Here is a 15,812-nt window from a genome sequence, read left to right as displayed (position 1 = left end):
CCGCGGACGGTTGCCGGTTGACCTTCGTCGTGCGCAACGCCACCGGCGCGGATCTTCCCGAGCCGCGCTTCGAGTTCGTGCTGTTCGACAAGGACGGCCTTGTCGACCGGCTGACCACCTTCGATTTCGGGGCGCTCGTCGCCGACAAGACGTCGGTTCGCCAGTTCGACCTCTCGGGCGTGTCCTGCGACCGGCTCGGCCGCATCCTGGTGAACGGGCCGGCCCGCTGCGGCGATGGCTCCGCACCGCATTGCAAGGCGGAACTCGCTCTTGCAAGCCGCGCCGACATTCCCCTGAACCGATAGGAAGCCGTCATGTCCTTCGCCGACATCCTCACCTCCGTCACGGGTTTCCTTGAGCTCGGCGGTCCCGTCGTCGCCGTGCTCGCGGGGCTCTCCGTGATCGCGCTGACGGTGGTGATCCTCAAGCTCGCGCAGTTCTGGCTGCAGCGCGTGGGCCGGCCGGGTCGCTCTGAAGCCGCCGTGCGCCTGTGGGCCCATGGCCGCCGGCGCGAGGCGTGGCAGGCGCTCGGAGACATCCGCAGCGCCTCCGAGGAAGCCGTGGCCATCGCCATGCAGGCGGCCGAAACCGGCAATGCCGACAAGGCCTTGGTCGAGGAAGACATTGCCCGGGCGGCGACCCGCCGGCTGCACCGCTACAACAGCGGCATGAAGGGGCTCGACGCCATCGCGCAGATTGCGCCGCTGCTGGGGCTCTTCGGCACCGTGCTCGGCATGATCGAGGCGTTCCGCGAGCTGCAGTCGGCGGGCAATGCCGTCGACCCCTCGCTGCTCGCCGGCGGCATCTGGGTGGCGCTTCTGACGACAGCCGTAGGCCTCGCCGTCGCCATGCCCGTTTCGCTCGTCGTCACCTACCTGGAGGGGCAGATCGAGAACGAGAAGGTCGCCATCGAGACGCTCGCATCGGCCGTTCTGCTGGAGCAGGCACGCGGCGGCCGGGCCGGCGTCGCCGAGGTCGAGGACGCGGATGCCGGGGGCTACGAACGGGTGGCCAATGCGCATTGAATTCGCCACCCCGCGCAGGCGCCGCCTGTCGCTGACGTCGCTGATCGATGTGATTTTCCTGCTGCTGCTGTTCTTCATGCTGTCGTCGACCTTCACGCGTTTCGCGCAGGTCGAGCTGGCGGCCCCGGGCGGCGGCGGCGGTGCGGGCGCATCGCGCCCCGACATCTTTGCCACCGTCGACGAGAGCGGGTTGACCGTCAACGGCACGCCTGTCGACCCGCAGGCACCGGGAACCGTGGTCTCGTCCCTGATCGAGGCCGGTGCGAAGACAGCGCTTCTTGTGCCGCGCGAGAGCGCGCGTGCCCAGGACCTGGTGAGCGCGCTCGAGCTGCTGCGCGGTGGCGGCGGCGCGCTGCAAGTGATCGTTGCGAGGCCGAGATGATCAGGGTTCGCCAGAAACCGCCGAAACGCCAGGCGGAAAGCACCATCTCGCTGATCAACATCGTCTTTTTGATGCTGATCTTCTTTCTGATCGCGGGGCAGTTGTCGCCGCCGGCCGATCCCGACGTGACGCTTGTCGAGACGACGGACGCACCACCGCTGGCGCCGCCAGATGCGCTTTTCGCCGACAGCAATGGCAGCCTGACCTATCGCGGCCGGCCGACCGATGTTGCCGCCTATCTCACGCAGATGGGCGCGAGCGGCGGGGCCGGGTACGAGAGCGGCGAGCGTTCCGGCGAGCCGTCCGTGATGCTCGCAGTCGACCGCGAACTGGAGGCGGTCCGCGTGCTCGCGATCGCCGACGAACTGTATCGCGCCGGCGCGGGCAAGGTGTCGCTGGTAACGAGGGGAGCTGAGTGATGAAGCTGAGACCGCATCATGTCGTGGCGGCCCTTGCGATCTCGACGGCCGTTCACGCCTCGACGGTCGCCGTCATCATGCACGAGAGCGATGGCGTGCAGATGGAGGGCGGCGGAGCCATCTTGTCGGCGGAACTCGGCGACGCCTTTGTTGACGCGCTGCAGGCGGGCGCCGATGGCGAGCACAACGAGGTCACCAGCGAAACGTCCGAGACGGTGACGCCGATCGACGCTCCGGAAGGGGAAAAGCCGGTCGAGCATTCGACCGCGCTGAAGGAGACGACCGGCGAGGAGGCGAGCGCCCCGGACGTCCCGCAAAGCGAGGCCGTGCCGCCGGAGCAGGTTGTAGAGGCAGTCGAGCCGCCGGCGGAGGCGACACCTGTCGAGACCGAGACGGCGGAAGCCCTGTCACAGGTCGACGAGACGGCCCCGGCCGAGGAAACCGTCCAGGCCCGGCCCATGGAAATGGCGGCCCTGGCACCCGCGAGCGCCGCGGTGGCGGTTGCGACGGCCGTCGAGCAGCCGACCGAAACGCCCGAGGAGGCCGCTCCCGTTAAGGCGAGCGTGTCGCCGCTCGAGGCGCAGCCGGTTCCCTCGACCGAGCAGCTCGAGGCGGTGGTCGCGGCGCCGATGCCGCAGGCACGGCCGAAGGACCTGAAGGTCTCCGAGGTTCGCCGGGAGGCGCCGGCAAAGAAGGCGAAAACCGTCAAGCGGCAGAAGGAGAAGGCGGCAAGCGTTCGAACGAAGAAAACGACGAGCGGCGCTGGCGGCCGGTCGAGCGCCACCGCCAAGGCGGGCGGATCGCAGAACATCGGCAAGTCGAAGGAATTCGGCAATGCCGATGCCTCGAAATATACCGGCAAGGTCTATCGCAGGATCGACCGGGCGAAGAAGCGCGGCCGCATCGGCCGGCAGCGCGGCGAGGCACTGGTGACTTTTGTGGTCAGCAGCAACGGCCGGCTCGCCGGTGTCAAGCTGGCGCGCAGTTCCGGCAACGAGGCGATCGACCGCGAGGCGGTGAAGACGGTGCAGCGGGCGCAGCCCTTCCCGTTGATCCCACCCGAGGCGGGGCGTAAGAACTGGGCCTTCACGGTGCCGATCGTTTTTTGAAGGGACATTTGTTCGAAAAGGCCGGATTTGGACAAAACACGACAATTTTTTTGCAATATTTGATTCAAAATTGCACCGGATTGATCCAAATTTTTTCCAGGCGGGAGGCCGGCCGTGGGCATCCCGCCTGTCACAGCAAAGACGCCTGTCCCCGCTTCGGCAGGGTCGCTGTCCTCGCCGGGCCGGCCAGGAAATCCCCGCACCACGGAGCCGGGGTATGATGCCGGTCTTCGAGACTCAGGTCCGGGCCGGATGCCTGGCAAGGTTGCGATGGGCATGGCGCAGCGCTTCGGCGATCTCGCGGCGGTCGTCGCGGTTGCGAACGGCGGTGTTGGCATCGGTCGCGATCAGGCGCAGGTGGGTCTTGAGCAGATACGCATGTTCGCTGCGCGTCACCAGCGCCATGCGGCCGACCGCCGCGATCAGGCGCAGCGTCATCATCACGTTGCCGCTGGCCACGCGGCGCAGCGGATGCAGCGCCGTGCCGACGATCTCGCCGACCTCGATCAGTTCCAGCCAGACGCGCGGTTTCTCGTCATCATCGCACACCAGCGAGGAGGGCGCGCCGCGCTGCAGGATCATTCCCAGCGATGCCGACAACTGGTCGATGGCACTGATCGCCGTGTAGGGGTCGTTGATGCCCGGCGAAAGCGCCCGCAACGCGATCTCGACGCTGAGATGGACGTTGAAGAGGATGTCGCCATCGGCCGCCCGTGCGTCGGCCAGAAGGATCGAGGCATGCAGCACGTCCTCGTCGATCCGCTTTGCCTTGTCGTGCTCGCCCTCGTCGTGGAGATAGGCAATCGGCGTGCTGGCCAGAATGAAATGTCCCGGACGGGCGACGACGCGCACGAATCCGTCCTTCTTCGTGGCCTCGTGCAGGATCGGAGGCGCCTCGACCGCCGTGACATAGCCCGAGCGGCGGGCGATGACGGCACGGCCTTCGCCATCGGGAACCGCGTCGTGGTCGTCGGCCTTTTCGGCCGGCTCCTCGTCCAGCAACCGGTCGATCGCCGAGCGCAGCGAACGCTGGGTTCGGCCGATTTCATTGTCGACCATCACCCGCTTCGCCGTGTCGTGCACGAAATAGACGACCTGGAAGAAGCTCAGCGTTGCCAGGGCGATGGCAATGGCGACGGCCAGTCGCGGGACCTCGTCGTCGCCCACGGCATAGAGCAGCAGAAGCGAATAGAGAAAAGTTGCCCCAAGCAGGCCGATGGTCGATTGATTGACACGATTGCCGGTGAAGGTTTCCAGCAGGCGGGGACCGATGTTGCCGGCGGCCAGCGTGAAGACCACCAGCGTCAGCGAGTAGACAAGGCTGATCACGGTCATCATCGCGCCGGCAATCGTGCCCAGCACGGCGCGGGCGCCACTGACGGTGATGTCCAGGAAGGGGACGGCCTCGAAGAGGGGCTCGAACAGACCCGACCGATCGATCCATGTGGCGGTGATCGCAAGCAGAACGCCGGTGCTTGCGATCATCGCCGGGACGAACAGGAAACCGCGAACCAGACGGCGAAGACGGAGGAGCAGGATTGTCTCGAACAAGAACGTCCCCATTGACGGCGGATCGGGGCGGGCCCGCGTGAGAGGTTGCCCGCAAGACGACAGCATATCCGTATTTCACCGCGCGGGACGAGGCCCGTTTTCGAAGGTGAGAATCCCGCGCCATGACGACGCCTGCCGGCTGCCGGCATCGGCGAGGGCGCTCGCGGTCCGGGCCTGCGCCATCTTTCTGGCCGGCGGTGTAGCTGTCGGCTGCATGTCGGCCGGGGCGTTTGCGGAGGCGCTGCCGCTGCCGCAACCGCGCCCGGTCGCACTTCCGGCCGGAGGGGGCGAAGAGATGGACGCGCGCCGGCCTGCGGAACGGCTCGAGGGAGCGTTGCCGGATGCCGCCAGCGCACCGCTGCCGGTGTCGAAACCGTCGCGGCCGGCCGGATCGGGCAGGATTGATGCGGCCCGGGCACCTGCTCCCGTCTTGTCATCTCCTCCGTCGCAGGCCGCGCCTGCCGCCGGTAAACCGGGGGGAGGATGCCTGGTCGCGCTCGGCGCGGCGGGAGCCGACTTCGACGCGGTGCCGCCGATAGAAACCGGCTCCGCCTGCGGCATCGAGGCTGCGGTGATCCTGCGGCGTATCGGCGATACCAACCTGCTGCCGCCGGCGACATTGTCCTGCGATACGGCGCTGCGGCTGGCCCGCTTCACGGGGAGCGCGATCCTGCCGGAGACCCGGCGGCTCGCCGGTGCCGGCGTGCGGGACATGATGATCGCCGCGTCCTACGATTGTCGCGGGCGGAACCGCGTGCCAGGCGCCCGGCTGAGCGAACATTCCTTCGGCCGGGCGGTCGATATCCGTGGATTGGGCCTGTCAGATGGCAGCGAGTTCGCGGTGACGCCGCGGGCGACCGCCGACCGCAGCACCCACGCGCGCCTTCAGCGGAGCTTGAGACAGGCCGCCTGTGGCCCCTTCACCACGGTGCTGGGGCCGGGCTCCGACGCCCATCACGACGATCACTTTCATTTCGACACCAAACCGCGCCGGAACCCCTATTGCCGGTAGGCACGGGACAGGGCGCCGCGGTGCTTCAGGCCGGCGTGCAGCGGTATATCGGGCCGTACTGGTACCAGAGCCGCCCCTCAAGCGTGGTCATCTCGAAGGTGAACCCGTTCCGGCGCAGCATCTCCTCCCAGTCGGCCTGGCTGGGCATGATCGTCAAGCCGCCGAAATACTGCTGGCGCACGATGCGGTACTCGGCCTCGGAGATACGGCCGTCATCGTGCCAGTTGTCGATCTCCTCGAAGATGATCTTGTTGTCGAGAAGCAGCGTCTCCCGGTCGAAGGCCTTGTCCCAGAAACCGAAGATCCGGAAACCGTGGGCAAATTCCCCGTCATTCAGCTCGCCGGCCCGATAGCGCGCGAGAAGCCGGTCCGGGTCGAACGCAGCAAAGGGAAAATCCGGGGCCATGACAAAGTTGCGGGTGACCAGCGCACCGCCGGGAACCAGCGTCTCGCGCAGTCGGCCGAGCAGCACGTTCTGTTGCGCCAGGCTGAGAATGTTCGAGAAGACGCCGTCGCCGACGATCGCCGAAACGGGGCCGGGGAGGGCGGCGGGAAGGTTCATCCAGTCGTCGTTGAGGACGGTCTCGCGGGCCCGGAAGGCATCCGGCAGCGCGTTGCGCAGATAGGTGACGGCGCCTTCGCTGATATCCATGCAGGTGACCGCAAGGCCAAGGTCGTGCATCGCCTGGCGAACGCGCACGGTCATTCCCATGACCAGGGCTTTTCCGTTCGCCCCCTCCGCCGTCTCCAGCGCGTCCCTGACATAGGCCTGGTATGCGGCGATCTCCTGATCGTCCGGAGTGCCCGGTTCGAAGCCGACCATGTTGGCGCCGCCGCCGGTACGCTGCTCGAAATCGTTGATATCCCACCTTTTGCCCATCATGGCCTCCCTGGTCGAAATCCGATGAAAACGCCAATTTCCCCTACGGTACTCCTGAGTGATAAGGGGGCTGAAGTCATTCGTCTAATTCGTTGAATCTATTTCTGATGTCCGGTTTGCGCGCAATGCCGCCCGGGCACTTGCGTCACCCGCTGAGCAGGTCGTGAATGATGGCCAGCGCGAAGAAGCAGAAGATGCCGCCGAACACGGCATAGGCCCGGTTTCTGTTCCGCTCGAACCAGCGCACCAGGACGGGCGTCGAGAAGACGGTGGCGGTGATCGAGTGACAGGCGACACCAAGGGCTCCGCACAGGAGCAGGATCGCGATCAGCAGCCGGCCGGAGGCATCCGGCGGGACGAACGCGGTGAGGATCGAGGCAAAGAACAGGGTCGCCTTCGGATTGGCGGCGCAGATCGCGAAGCCGGAACGGAAGGCGACGAGCCGCGAACCGGCGGCCAACGGGTTCGCCGCGCCGGCCCCGCCGGCCGTTCCGGCAAACGCGGCGCGCAGCGCCTTGATGCCGAGCCAGAGCATGTAGCCCGCACCGGCGAGGCGCAGCAGCTGGAACCCTTGCGGATACGTCTCGAAGACGACCCGCACGCCGAGCACGGCAAGCGCCGCCCAGAGGAAACTGGCGGCGGCAACGCCAAATCCGGTCGCAAGCCCGATCGGCCGTCCACCCGTCAGCGATGCGTTCATGACGGCGAACATGTTGGGACCGGGCGTCAGCCAGGCGACGATGTTGATCAACGCGATGTTGAACAGGACGAGAAGCATGCCGGTCATGTCCATCGCGCTGATCGCCCTTGTCAGGATGCGGCTTGCGAAACCCTGACGGCCAGGGCGGCAACCACGGCGTCGCCCATCTCGGCCGTCGTCACCTGCTTCATGCCGGGAGACATGATGTCGGCGGTGCGCAATCCCGCGTCGAGCACGCCATGCACGGCCGCCTCGATCCGCCGCGCTGCCTGCGGCTCGCCGAGACTGTGCTCCATCATCATCGCCAGGGACAGGATCGAGGCAAGCGGATTGGCAAGGTTCCGGCCGGCAATGTCCGGAGCGGAGCCGTGGATCGGCTCGTACATGCCCTTGCCCGTCTCGTTGAGCGCGGCGGAGGGGAGCATGCCGAGCGACCCCGTCAGCATGGAGGCCGCGTCGGACAGGATGTCGCCGAACATGTTCGTCGTCACCATGACATCGAACTGTTTCGGCGAGCGGATCAGCTGCATGGCGGCGTTGTCGACGATCAGGTGGTCGAGCGTGATGTCGGGAAACTCGTCGCGCACCACCCGGGTGGCAACTTCCCGCCAGAGCCGCAACGCCTCAAGCACATTCGCCTTGTCGACGGAGGTGACGCGCTTGTCGCGGGTCCGTGCGATGGTGCAGGCGGCACGTACGACGCGCTCGATTTCCGGCACGCTGTAGACGAGCGTGTTGTAGCCCTCCTGGTGTCCGTCGCCGGTGGTCCTCAGGCCCCTCGGCTCGCCGAAATAGATCCCGCCGATCAACTCGCGAACGATGATCATGTCGACACCCTCGACGATCTCGCGCTTCAGCGTCGAGGCCTCGATCAGCTGGGGGAAGACCTTGACCGGCCGCAGGTTGGCGAAGGCGCCGAGCTGCTTGCGCAGGCCGAGCAGGGCGACACGCTCGAGCGAGGCGGCGCCGGTCAGGTGATCCCATTTGGGCCCGCCTACGGCGCCCAGGAACACGGCGCTCGCCGCATCCGCCCTGGCGCGGGTCTCGTCGGGAAAGGCATTGCCCGTCGCATCATGCGCCGCTCCGCCGATCAGGGCCTCGTCGAAGGCAAGGTCGAGCGACAGGCCATCCTTGAGCGCCTGTGCGACCTTGCGTGTCTCGCGGGTGATCTCGGGTCCGATGCCGTCGCCGGCGAGGAAGAGAATGGTCTTCATGTGCAGTGTCTTTCCGGAAAACGATGGGACTGTTTCGTCGGGTGGATCAAGTGGTTTGCGCTGCAAGGTTGCAGGCCGGCAAGGGTGAAAACGGCTGAACGCCTGGCTGCGCGAGAGGTCGCGCATCCAAGCCTTCCAATGTCGATACCACTTTAAAGCGAGCGCGGGAAGTCGAACACGTATGCGTCAGGAATGCAGACCGGTCCGAGCAATGCCTTGAAGGCCTGCAGTTCGGCCCAGTCGTCCGAGGCTGCAAGCATGTAGAAGTTGCCGGAGTTCCAGATCAATTCCACATAGCGCAGCTCGATCCGGATCGCGTCGACGACATGCTCGAGCGGAACCTGACCCTTGACCATTTCGCCAAGGATGAACTCCTTCTCCTCAAGCTGGCCGGCATCGAAATATCTCGACTTGAAATCGCGGTCCTTGACCAGCTCCCGCCGCAGATATTCCTCGCGGCTGGCATGGGAGCACTTTTCCAGGCAGACGAAGATGCCGTCCCGTCGCAGGTTCTGCAGCACGAAGGGCACCTGCTCGTGACGGTCGGGGCCGTACATCTGGAAGGCCGTGTCCTCGTAGATGATGTCGAAGCCCTCGGAAAAGCGGGCAAGCTCCGGCGTGTTGCGGATGCGGTGCCGGTCGAGCTCGAAATAGGGGCCGAGGTGAAAATGGCAGTCGGGCGGACGGTTGCGCTCGAACTCGCGGCGGTTGGCGTCCGTCGGACTGTTCGACAGCGACGCGATGTGCCCCCCGCTTGCCGCGACGACGGTTCGCGCGATGACGGCCTCCGCGTTGCCGACGGTCTGGAGGTGAGCCGTCCGTCGAAGGTTGCGGCTCTTGCCCGTCAGATAGGCGGTCATTGCGTTGCCCAGACGGCATTCCTCCTCAAGCACGTAAGGGATGCTGGCCAGGAAATGGGCGTTGAACGTGCCGCTATAGCCCATGTAGCGCTCGTGGAAGGCGACAATGTCCTCCCGTCCGTCGAACAGCGACAGATCGGCGGTCACCTCGCGTTTCGACGGATAGCCCGAACGCCCCGCGGCGATCGCCTCGAACGCGTCCACCAGCGAGGTGACCCGCGGCGATGTTTCCCAGTGTTTCTGCCGGTCGAAGCTTGTCTTGAGCATGACCGTTTCCTCCCTGCTGCCCGCGATCAGATCGTTGCGTGGGTGGCGTCCCGAACGATGCTGTTCGGCGCGCCGTCCTGGTAGGGATGCCTGTGGGAATTGTGGGAGTTGAGGTCCTGGGCCGCCTGGTTGGTAAGCTCCAGCAACACATCGTCGGGCATGTCGCTGAAATTGGTGCGCACCGCATCGCCCTGTTCGCCAAGCCCCATCAGGTAGCGCTCGATGATACTGTCGTCGGCAGGGCCGACGATGCCGTCGACCGACTTGCGGATCAGTCCCTTGTCGAGGGCGAGCTGCCAGAACACCGTGCCGGGATAGGCGGTGGTGAAGAAGAACACTTCCGGCCGGTAGTCCATATCGATGCACAGGTCGACGGTTTCGCGAATGGTCTCCGCCGTCTCTCCGGGCGAACCGAACATGAAGGAACAGGAGGCATAGCCGAGCACCCGGACGGTCTCCTGCACCGCGGTCTTGATCGTCGCCGGCGTCTGTCCGGACTTGTCGATCACCTTGAGGATTGTCGGGCTGCCCGTTTCCACGCCATAGGCGACCCGGCGCAGCCCTGCGTCGTGGCCGAGTTCGAGCATGTTGCCGCGCCCCTCGCGTGCGGCGCGGACGATGTCGTTTGCCAGGATGTTGGTGCGGCAAGTGCCGCCCCACTCGACGCCGCGCTTGGGCAACCCGCTCTTGTGGAGCTCCGCGTAGAATTCGAGAGCCCACTTGTAGGAGGTGAGCATCAGGTCATCGAGGACTTCGATGTACTCAACCCCGTATTCGTAGTGCAGATATTCCATCTCGCGCACCACGTCGGCGGGCGGGCGTGAGCGGTAGGCCGTGCCCAGATAGTCGGAGAAGCAGTATTCGCAGGTGTAGGGGCAGCCGCGCGAGGCGATCATCTCGGCCGAGAATTTACCGCCCGACTCGGGCGCGCCCTGGTTCCATTTGCGCCCCTGGTTGAGGTGACCGACCGGATTGACGCGGTAGGTGTTCTCGATGTCCCACAGGTGGCGGAGCGGCCAGGGCATGTGACCGAGCTGTTCGGCGGTCATTGTCCGGCGCGGCGGGTTGCGGCGGATCTCCGTTTTCTCGCCGCGGCTGTCGGTCTCGTAGTAGGTGACCCCGGCGACGCCCTGCATGGATGCGCCCATCTCGATGCGGTGCAGGATCTCCGAAAAGGTGAGCTCGCCCTCGTGCTGGGAGACGTAGTCCACCGGCAGGTGCTTCAGCATGAAGTCGGGCATGGCCGAGGCGACGCCGCCACCAAGGACGATCGGCACGTCGGGCAGCTTGTCCTTGCAATAGGCGCAGATCTTCTTGATCTGAGCATACTGGGTGATGATCCCGCCGATGCCGATGACGTCCGGCTCGCCGGCCAGGGCCTCGTCCAGGCGTGCGAAGAGCCAGGCGTCGTAACCGGGATCGAGCGTGCTGATCGGCACGCGCCGGTCGGCGTTGAGATCGAGCCGGGTGAGGCGGTGCCCGTCCATGATGGCGCCTGCCGCGACATAGCCTTGACCGATCGGCAGCACGTTGGGATAGGACCACTCGCGCACCGGCGTGTTGATCAGCAGGACGTCGAGGCCCTCGTCACGGGGAGCGAAATCCTCGGCGCTCTTGCGGGTGGTGATGCGCGGCACGCCGCCTTGCGCGAAGCGGGGCGTGTCGATGACTTCGTACAGTCGCTGGAATGTGTCAGGCATAAGCCAGCCTTTCCTTGTTCATCAGGTCACGCACCTCGGTGCCCAGATAGGTGAGGGATTGCTCGATGGTCGCCTGGGGCAGCCGGCCGCCGAGATTGCACTCGGCGATGACCCCCTCGACGTCGAGATAGTCGACGATTTCCGACAGCCGGCGGGCGACATCGCGCGGCCCGCCATAGATCAGCTTGTCCTTGAGAAGCTCCGCATAGGAGGGCATCTCGACCTTGTACTTGCGCGACTGCCGCTCGATGGCGGCCATGGTGCTTGCGCGCGGCTCTTCCTGGCCGGAGCGTGTGTCACGGCCCACATGGATGGGTGCGCGCAGCAGCACCCGCGCGGCGCCCTCGTGGCCGGCCGCTTTCCACGACGCGCGGTAGAGGTCGACGCAGTCCTTCAGTTGGGGAACGGTCATGCCGCGCAGGCCGATAAGGATCGGGTAGCCCATCCGCCCCAGATGATGGAACGCCTCCTTGCGGTTGATGGCGAACCAGATCGGCGGGTGCGGTTGTTGCAGCGGGCGCGGCACGAGATTGACGGGTTCGAAACTGTAGTGCTTGCCCTGGTGGCCGTATGTCTCGTTGGTCCACAGCCCCTTGATGATCTCCAGCGCCTCTTCCTGGCGCGCCGTGCTTTCGGCGAAGTCGACGCCGAAGCCGCCATAGGCCTTCTCGTCCATGCTGCGGCCGACGCCGAACTCGAGCCGTCCGCCGCAAATGTGATCGAGCGCGGCGGCGTCCTCGGCGATGCCGACCGGATTGTGCAGGGGCAGGATGCTGACGCCGATGCCGATGCGGATGCGGCTTGTGCGGGCGGCCAGCGCGCTGGCGATCACCATCGGCGTCGACGACACGGACGGGATGCCGGCGCCCATCGTGCCCTTTGCCGCATCCTCGCCGGCGAAGTGCCGCTCCACCATCCACAGCGAGTCGATGCCGCAGCGGTCGGCATGCTCGGTGATCTCGAACGCCTCGGTGAAGGCGGCGGCCTCGCCCCGTCCGGGACGCAGGTCGCATTCCATCACGATGCCGATATGCATGCCGGCCCCTCCGTTTTTCCGGCGTGCAGCACCGTTTCGGTGCAGTCGGCGAGGATCTGCATGCCGTGATTGAAAATCTCTTCCTCGATGACGACCGGGGGCATCACCTTGATGACCGATCCGGACGGGCCGCATGTGTCGATCAGAAGGTTGTGCTCGAAACACAGGCGGGTGATGGCCGAGGCCCGTCCCGGCGTGTCGAGTTCCACGCCCCAGATCGCGCCGCGCCCGCGAATGTCGCGGATCTCGCCATGGGCCTGCCGCAACCGCGCGCCCCAGTTGCGCATCGAGGTTTCGATCGCGGCCGCGCTTCGGCTGGCCCGGCCGTCGCTCCAGAAGGTGCGGATCGCCTGGGTCGCCGCGACGAAGGCGAGATTGTTGCCGCGAAAGGTTCCCGCGTGCTCGCCCGGCTGCCAGATATCGAGCTCGGGCTTCATCAGGACGAGGGAGAAGGGCAGGCCGAAGCCGGACAGGGATTTCGACAGGCAGATGATGTCGGGCTCGATCCCGAAACGCTCGAAGCTGAAGAACGGCCCCGTGCGGCCGCAACCCATCTGGATGTCGTCGACGATCAGCAGGATGTCGTGCCGGCGGCAGAACGCCGCGATGCCTTGCAGGAACGCCTGCGAGCCGATATTGACGCCGCCTTCGCCCTGCACGGTTTCCAGGATCAGTGCCGCTGGAAGCTCGTAGCCGCTGCCGGCCCGGCCGATGCAGCTTTCCAAAAGGTCGAGCGTGTCGATCCCGCCGGCGAACCCCTCATAGGGAAAGAAATAGGTGTCGCGCAGAGGCAGATGCGAGCCGGAGCGCTTCTTGGCGCTGGCGGTCACGGCGAGCGAGCCCATGCTGACGCCATGAAAGGCGTTGGAGAAGGCGATGACGTGCCGGCGCTTCTTGACCTTGCGTGCAAGCTTCAGCGCGGCCTCGACCGCATTGGTTCCGGTCGGTCCGCAAAACTGCAGGCGGTAGTCCATGTTGCGCGGGGCGAGGATCTGCGAGGCGAACACCTCGAGAAATTCGAACTTGGCCGCCGTCATCATGTCCATGCCGTGCAGGATGCGGTCCTCGGCGAGATACCTGGCGACGGCCTCTTTCAGTTCGGTGGCGTTGTGACCGTAATTCAGCGACCCCGCGCCGCAGAAGAAGTCGATATAGGTCTCGCCGGAGATGCATTCGAGATAGGGGCCGCGGGCCCTGTCGAAGACGACCGGGAATGTTCGTGAATACGACCTTACGGAAGATTCCCCAGGGTGATGAGGACTTGCGGCAATGGAGTGCGCATTGGGCATGGTCTCACCTGGAAGCAATGACGATGCGGCGACCCATAAGGTCAGGTATGATGACCTAGAGTAAGAGAACGATAGACTGCATTTCCAGTGAGAGCAATTACAGGTTGTAATACTATTTGCATATAACTTGAGATGGAAATGGCTCGCTGCCGGGGCGGGAGCGGGCTTGAGGACGCGGGTGCGCGGAGTTCAACGTTCCGTCAGGCCTCGGCGACCGGCACGCTATCGATGGTTGAGGATGATGTGCGATCTCGAGGACGAGATCATGTCGCTGGACCTGACCCGGTCATTGAGGCCGGCGAGGGCCTCGGGCGAGGCGATGACGCATCTGGCAACGGCATCGACCTCTCCGGAAAGCGAGAACACCTCGCAAACGCCTTCGAGCGATGCCAGCCATTGCAGCGCCGGCTCGCAGGGGCGCACGGCGATCTCCACGAACAGGAGGGCGTGCATCAGGCCACCGGCTTCCTCCGCGATCTCGGCCCTGTAGCCCCGGATGACCCCGTCTGCCTCCAGCCGGGTCACGCGGTCCTGGACGGCGGTGCGGGACAGGTTGATCTGGCGCCCCAGTGCGGCGAAGCTGATGCGGGCGTTTCGCTCAAGCGCGGCCAGTATTCGCTTGTCTGTCCTGTCCAGAGCCAATTTTCCCTCGATACGCATGCCGCTTACGTCGGTTCGCAAGCTGTCCGGATGGCAGCTTCCGGAGGAATATACAAGCTCCCAAGACAGGAGGTCAGCATGAGAAAAGTCACCGCGAAAGAGTTCACCGGCACCAGGGCCTGGGACGCGCTCGACATCGAGAACATCGAGGGCGCGACGGTGCGGCTGCACTGGACCGACGCACCCTACAAATGGCACGTCAACGACGGTCCGGAGGTTTTCGTCGTCCTTGATGGCGCGGTCGACATGCACACGCGCAGGAACGGCAGGGAGGAGATCTGGCGGCTGGCAGTCGGGGACGTCTTTCACGCGGAGAGCGGCGATGAACATGTCGCGCACCCGGATGGCCCGGCCAGGGTTCTGGTGATCGAGAAGGCCGGGAGCGTGTAACCGGACCGCAACCGCCGCCGGGCGAGGGGCGTGCGGGGGCGCTCTTCATTTGAACGGGGCGGGCGTTGCCGGTTCCGGTTTGCGGCGGAAGCTGCTAGAACGCGCCGTCGCCGCCGACGGCATTGTCGTCGCGAGACAGCCGACCCATGTTCGACGAACATGTATCTGGCCACCGCACCTGGCCATGCGTGCCCGGTTCCAGGTTCCCGAATGCAAAGCCGATGAACGCGTATAACGACCACAGGATTGCCGTCGCCCCGATGATGGAATGGACCGACCGGAACTGCCGGGCGTTCCATCGTGTGCTGTCGCGCCAGGCCTTGCTCTATACCGAGATGGTTGCCTCGGCGGCGGTGATCCATGGCGATCGCGACAGGCTGATCGGCTTTGACGCGCTGGAACATCCCGTCGCCTGCCAGCTCGGCGGTTCGGATCCGGCCGAGATGGTCGAGGCGGCGCGCATCGTCGAGGCTTACGGCTATGACGAGGTCAACATCAATGTCGGCTGCCCCTCGGACCGGGTGCAGTCGGGGCGCTTCGGCGCCTGCCTGATGAAAGAGCCTGGCCTGGTTGCCGAATGCGTGCACCGGATGAAGGCGGCGGTTTCCATCCCCGTCACGGTCAAGTGCCGCATCGGCGTCGATGAACAGGACCCGGAACCCGCGCTCGATGCGATGGCCGACGCCGTCGCCGATGCCGGGGTCGACGCCTTGTGGGTGCACGCCCGCAAGGCCTGGCTGCAGGGGCTGTCGCCGAAGGAGAACCGGGACATTCCGCCGCTCGACTATCAGCGGGTCTATCGCCTCAAGGAACGCCTGCCGGATCTCTATATCGGCATCAATGGCGGCATCGCCGATCTCGATGCTGCGGAAAAACACCTTGAACATGTCGACGGGGTCATGCTCGGGCGCGCCGCCTATCACGATCCCTGGATCCTGGCCCGGGTCGACAGCCGGTTTCACGGGCAGGCCGATCCCGCATCCGACCGGCCGGCGGCGGTTGCCGCCTTTCGCGAGATCGCGCAGGAGCGGATCGCAGCGGGCATGCGGGCGAACCAGCTGATGCGTCATGTGCTGGGCCTGTTTCACGGAGTTCCCGGCGCGCGCGCCTGGCGCCGCCGCCTCACGGTGGATGCGGTCAAGCCGGGCGCCGGCATCGAGGTTCTCGACGAGGCGCTGCAAGAGATCCTGGATACCGCACTGGACAAATCGCCCGCACTGGGTCAGTTAGAAATGACAGGGGCCGTCGCAAGCTAGAGCCCGATCCCACCTGTTCCCGCGACGGCTCGCTCCAACGCCATCTCACGACCTTGCTGGGG

Annotated in this window: 17 protein-coding genes; 8 read left to right on the top strand and 9 right to left on the bottom strand. The window is 65.7% G+C overall.

Annotated elements, in window-relative coordinates:
- The 5 genes from RBB46_RS04650 to RBB46_RS04630 all read left to right on the top strand — a co-directional run.
- The coding region (locus RBB46_RS04650) for a hypothetical protein (RefSeq protein ID WP_306027710.1) at window positions 1–305 on the top strand (305 nt) is incomplete at its 5' end.
- Between the two features lie 9 nt (window positions 306–314).
- Entirely contained in the window at window positions 315–1,025 is a 711-nt protein-coding gene (locus RBB46_RS04645; protein WP_306027709.1) for a MotA/TolQ/ExbB proton channel family protein, read from the top strand.
- Window positions 1,015–1,407: a biopolymer transporter ExbD gene (locus RBB46_RS04640; RefSeq protein WP_306027708.1), complete on the top strand. Its 393-nt coding sequence runs from the start codon at window positions 1,015–1,017 to the stop codon at window positions 1,405–1,407. The genes RBB46_RS04645 and RBB46_RS04640 overlap by 11 nt, the downstream gene beginning before the upstream one ends.
- On the top strand, window positions 1,404–1,826 hold the full coding sequence (locus tag RBB46_RS04635; protein ID WP_306027707.1) for a biopolymer transporter ExbD: 423 nt from the start codon (window positions 1,404–1,406) through the stop codon (window positions 1,824–1,826). Before RBB46_RS04640 ends, RBB46_RS04635 begins: the two co-directional genes overlap by 4 nt.
- A complete protein-coding gene (locus RBB46_RS04630; protein WP_306027706.1) occupies window positions 1,826–2,935 on the top strand; it encodes an energy transducer TonB in 1,110 nt (369 codons plus the stop codon). The genes RBB46_RS04635 and RBB46_RS04630 overlap by 1 nt, the downstream gene beginning before the upstream one ends.
- 237 nt (window positions 2,936–3,172) lie before the next feature.
- On the opposite strand, the gene RBB46_RS04625 is transcribed toward RBB46_RS04630, so the two are convergent.
- Complete coding sequence (locus RBB46_RS04625; protein WP_306027705.1) at window positions 3,173–4,486, bottom strand: DUF2254 domain-containing protein; 1,314 nt, start codon at window positions 4,484–4,486, stop codon at window positions 3,173–3,175.
- Between the two features lie 106 nt (window positions 4,487–4,592).
- Here RBB46_RS04625 and RBB46_RS04620 point away from each other — a divergent pair, with 106 nt between their 5' ends.
- A complete protein-coding gene (locus RBB46_RS04620) occupies window positions 4,593–5,498 on the top strand; it encodes an extensin family protein (RefSeq protein ID WP_306027704.1) in 906 nt (301 codons plus the stop codon).
- A gap of 25 nt (window positions 5,499–5,523) precedes the next feature.
- Here the strand turns inward: RBB46_RS04620 and RBB46_RS04615 are convergent, their stop codons facing one another.
- The 8 genes from RBB46_RS04615 to RBB46_RS04580 form a co-directional block, all read right to left on the bottom strand.
- On the bottom strand, window positions 5,524–6,378 hold the full coding sequence (locus RBB46_RS04615) for a class I SAM-dependent methyltransferase (RefSeq protein ID WP_306027703.1): 855 nt from the start codon (window positions 6,376–6,378) through the stop codon (window positions 5,524–5,526).
- A gap of 145 nt (window positions 6,379–6,523) precedes the next feature.
- Entirely contained in the window at window positions 6,524–7,165 is a 642-nt protein-coding gene (locus tag RBB46_RS04610; RefSeq protein ID WP_306027702.1) for a LysE family translocator, read from the bottom strand.
- A 23-nt stretch (window positions 7,166–7,188) separates the two neighbouring features.
- Window positions 7,189–8,292, bottom strand: a complete 1,104-nt coding sequence (gene leuB / locus RBB46_RS04605) for a 3-isopropylmalate dehydrogenase (RefSeq protein ID WP_369293111.1) — start codon at window positions 8,290–8,292, stop codon at window positions 7,189–7,191.
- 152 nt (window positions 8,293–8,444) lie between these two features.
- Window positions 8,445–9,419 (bottom strand): class I SAM-dependent methyltransferase, encoded by a 975-nt coding sequence (locus RBB46_RS04600; RefSeq protein ID WP_306027701.1) that lies wholly within the window; start codon window positions 9,417–9,419, stop codon window positions 8,445–8,447.
- A 26-nt stretch (window positions 9,420–9,445) separates the two neighbouring features.
- Window positions 9,446–11,119, bottom strand: coding sequence for a radical SAM protein (locus tag RBB46_RS04595; RefSeq protein ID WP_306027700.1), 1,674 nt, complete (start codon window positions 11,117–11,119; stop codon window positions 9,446–9,448).
- Window positions 11,112–12,155 (bottom strand): LLM class flavin-dependent oxidoreductase, encoded by a 1,044-nt coding sequence (locus tag RBB46_RS04590; RefSeq protein ID WP_306027699.1) that lies wholly within the window; start codon window positions 12,153–12,155, stop codon window positions 11,112–11,114. Before RBB46_RS04590 ends, RBB46_RS04595 begins: the two co-directional genes overlap by 8 nt.
- Entirely contained in the window at window positions 12,137–13,444 is a 1,308-nt protein-coding gene (gene ectB / locus RBB46_RS04585) for a diaminobutyrate--2-oxoglutarate transaminase (RefSeq protein ID WP_306027698.1), read from the bottom strand. Before ectB ends, RBB46_RS04590 begins: the two co-directional genes overlap by 19 nt.
- A gap of 222 nt (window positions 13,445–13,666) precedes the next feature.
- Entirely contained in the window at window positions 13,667–14,104 is a 438-nt protein-coding gene (locus tag RBB46_RS04580; RefSeq protein WP_306027697.1) for an Lrp/AsnC family transcriptional regulator, read from the bottom strand.
- A 78-nt stretch (window positions 14,105–14,182) separates the two neighbouring features.
- Between RBB46_RS04580 and RBB46_RS04575 the strand changes: the two genes are divergently transcribed.
- Window positions 14,183–14,494, top strand: a complete 312-nt coding sequence (locus tag RBB46_RS04575; RefSeq protein ID WP_306027696.1) for a cupin domain-containing protein — start codon at window positions 14,183–14,185, stop codon at window positions 14,492–14,494.
- 221 nt (window positions 14,495–14,715) lie between these two features.
- Window positions 14,716–15,750 carry a tRNA dihydrouridine(20/20a) synthase DusA gene (gene dusA / locus RBB46_RS04570; RefSeq protein WP_306027695.1) on the top strand — a complete coding sequence of 345 codons (1,035 nt, stop codon included), beginning with the start codon at window positions 14,716–14,718 and terminating at the stop codon, window positions 15,748–15,750.
- The last annotated feature ends 62 nt before the right edge of the window (window positions 15,751–15,812 follow it).

The sequence above is a fragment of the Stappia sp. MMSF_3263 genome (genome assembly GCF_030733745.1).
Classification (GTDB): Bacteria; Pseudomonadota; Alphaproteobacteria; order Rhizobiales; family Stappiaceae; genus Stappia.
Note: the sequence above shows the minus strand (reverse complement) of the source record. Positions and strands in the feature narration are given on the sequence as shown.

Coding starts and splice junctions, on each gene's coding strand:
- RBB46_RS04645 (WP_306027709.1), top strand. CDS start 315: ATGTCCTTCGCCGACATCCTCACCTCCGTCACGGGTTTCCTTGAGCTC.
- RBB46_RS04640 (WP_306027708.1), top strand. CDS start 1,015: ATGCGCATTGAATTCGCCACCCCGCGCAGGCGCCGCCTGTCGCTGACG.
- RBB46_RS04635 (WP_306027707.1), top strand. CDS start 1,404: ATGATCAGGGTTCGCCAGAAACCGCCGAAACGCCAGGCGGAAAGCACC.
- RBB46_RS04630 (WP_306027706.1), top strand. CDS start 1,826: ATGAAGCTGAGACCGCATCATGTCGTGGCGGCCCTTGCGATCTCGACG.
- RBB46_RS04615 (WP_306027703.1), bottom strand. CDS start 6,378: ATGGGCAAAAGGTGGGATATCAACGATTTCGAGCAGCGTACCGGCGGC.
- RBB46_RS04610 (WP_306027702.1), bottom strand. CDS start 7,165: ATGACCGGCATGCTTCTCGTCCTGTTCAACATCGCGTTGATCAACATC.
- leuB (WP_369293111.1), bottom strand. CDS start 8,292: ATGAAGACCATTCTCTTCCTCGCCGGCGACGGCATCGGACCCGAGATC.
- RBB46_RS04600 (WP_306027701.1), bottom strand. CDS start 9,419: ATGCTCAAGACAAGCTTCGACCGGCAGAAACACTGGGAAACATCGCCG.
- RBB46_RS04595 (WP_306027700.1), bottom strand. CDS start 11,119: ATGCCTGACACATTCCAGCGACTGTACGAAGTCATCGACACGCCCCGC.
- RBB46_RS04590 (WP_306027699.1), bottom strand. CDS start 12,155: ATGCATATCGGCATCGTGATGGAATGCGACCTGCGTCCCGGACGGGGC.
- ectB (WP_306027698.1), bottom strand. CDS start 13,444: ATGCCCAATGCGCACTCCATTGCCGCAAGTCCTCATCACCCTGGGGAA.
- RBB46_RS04580 (WP_306027697.1), bottom strand. CDS start 14,104: ATGCGTATCGAGGGAAAATTGGCTCTGGACAGGACAGACAAGCGAATA.
- RBB46_RS04575 (WP_306027696.1), top strand. CDS start 14,183: ATGAGAAAAGTCACCGCGAAAGAGTTCACCGGCACCAGGGCCTGGGAC.
- dusA (WP_306027695.1), top strand. CDS start 14,716: ATGAACGCGTATAACGACCACAGGATTGCCGTCGCCCCGATGATGGAA.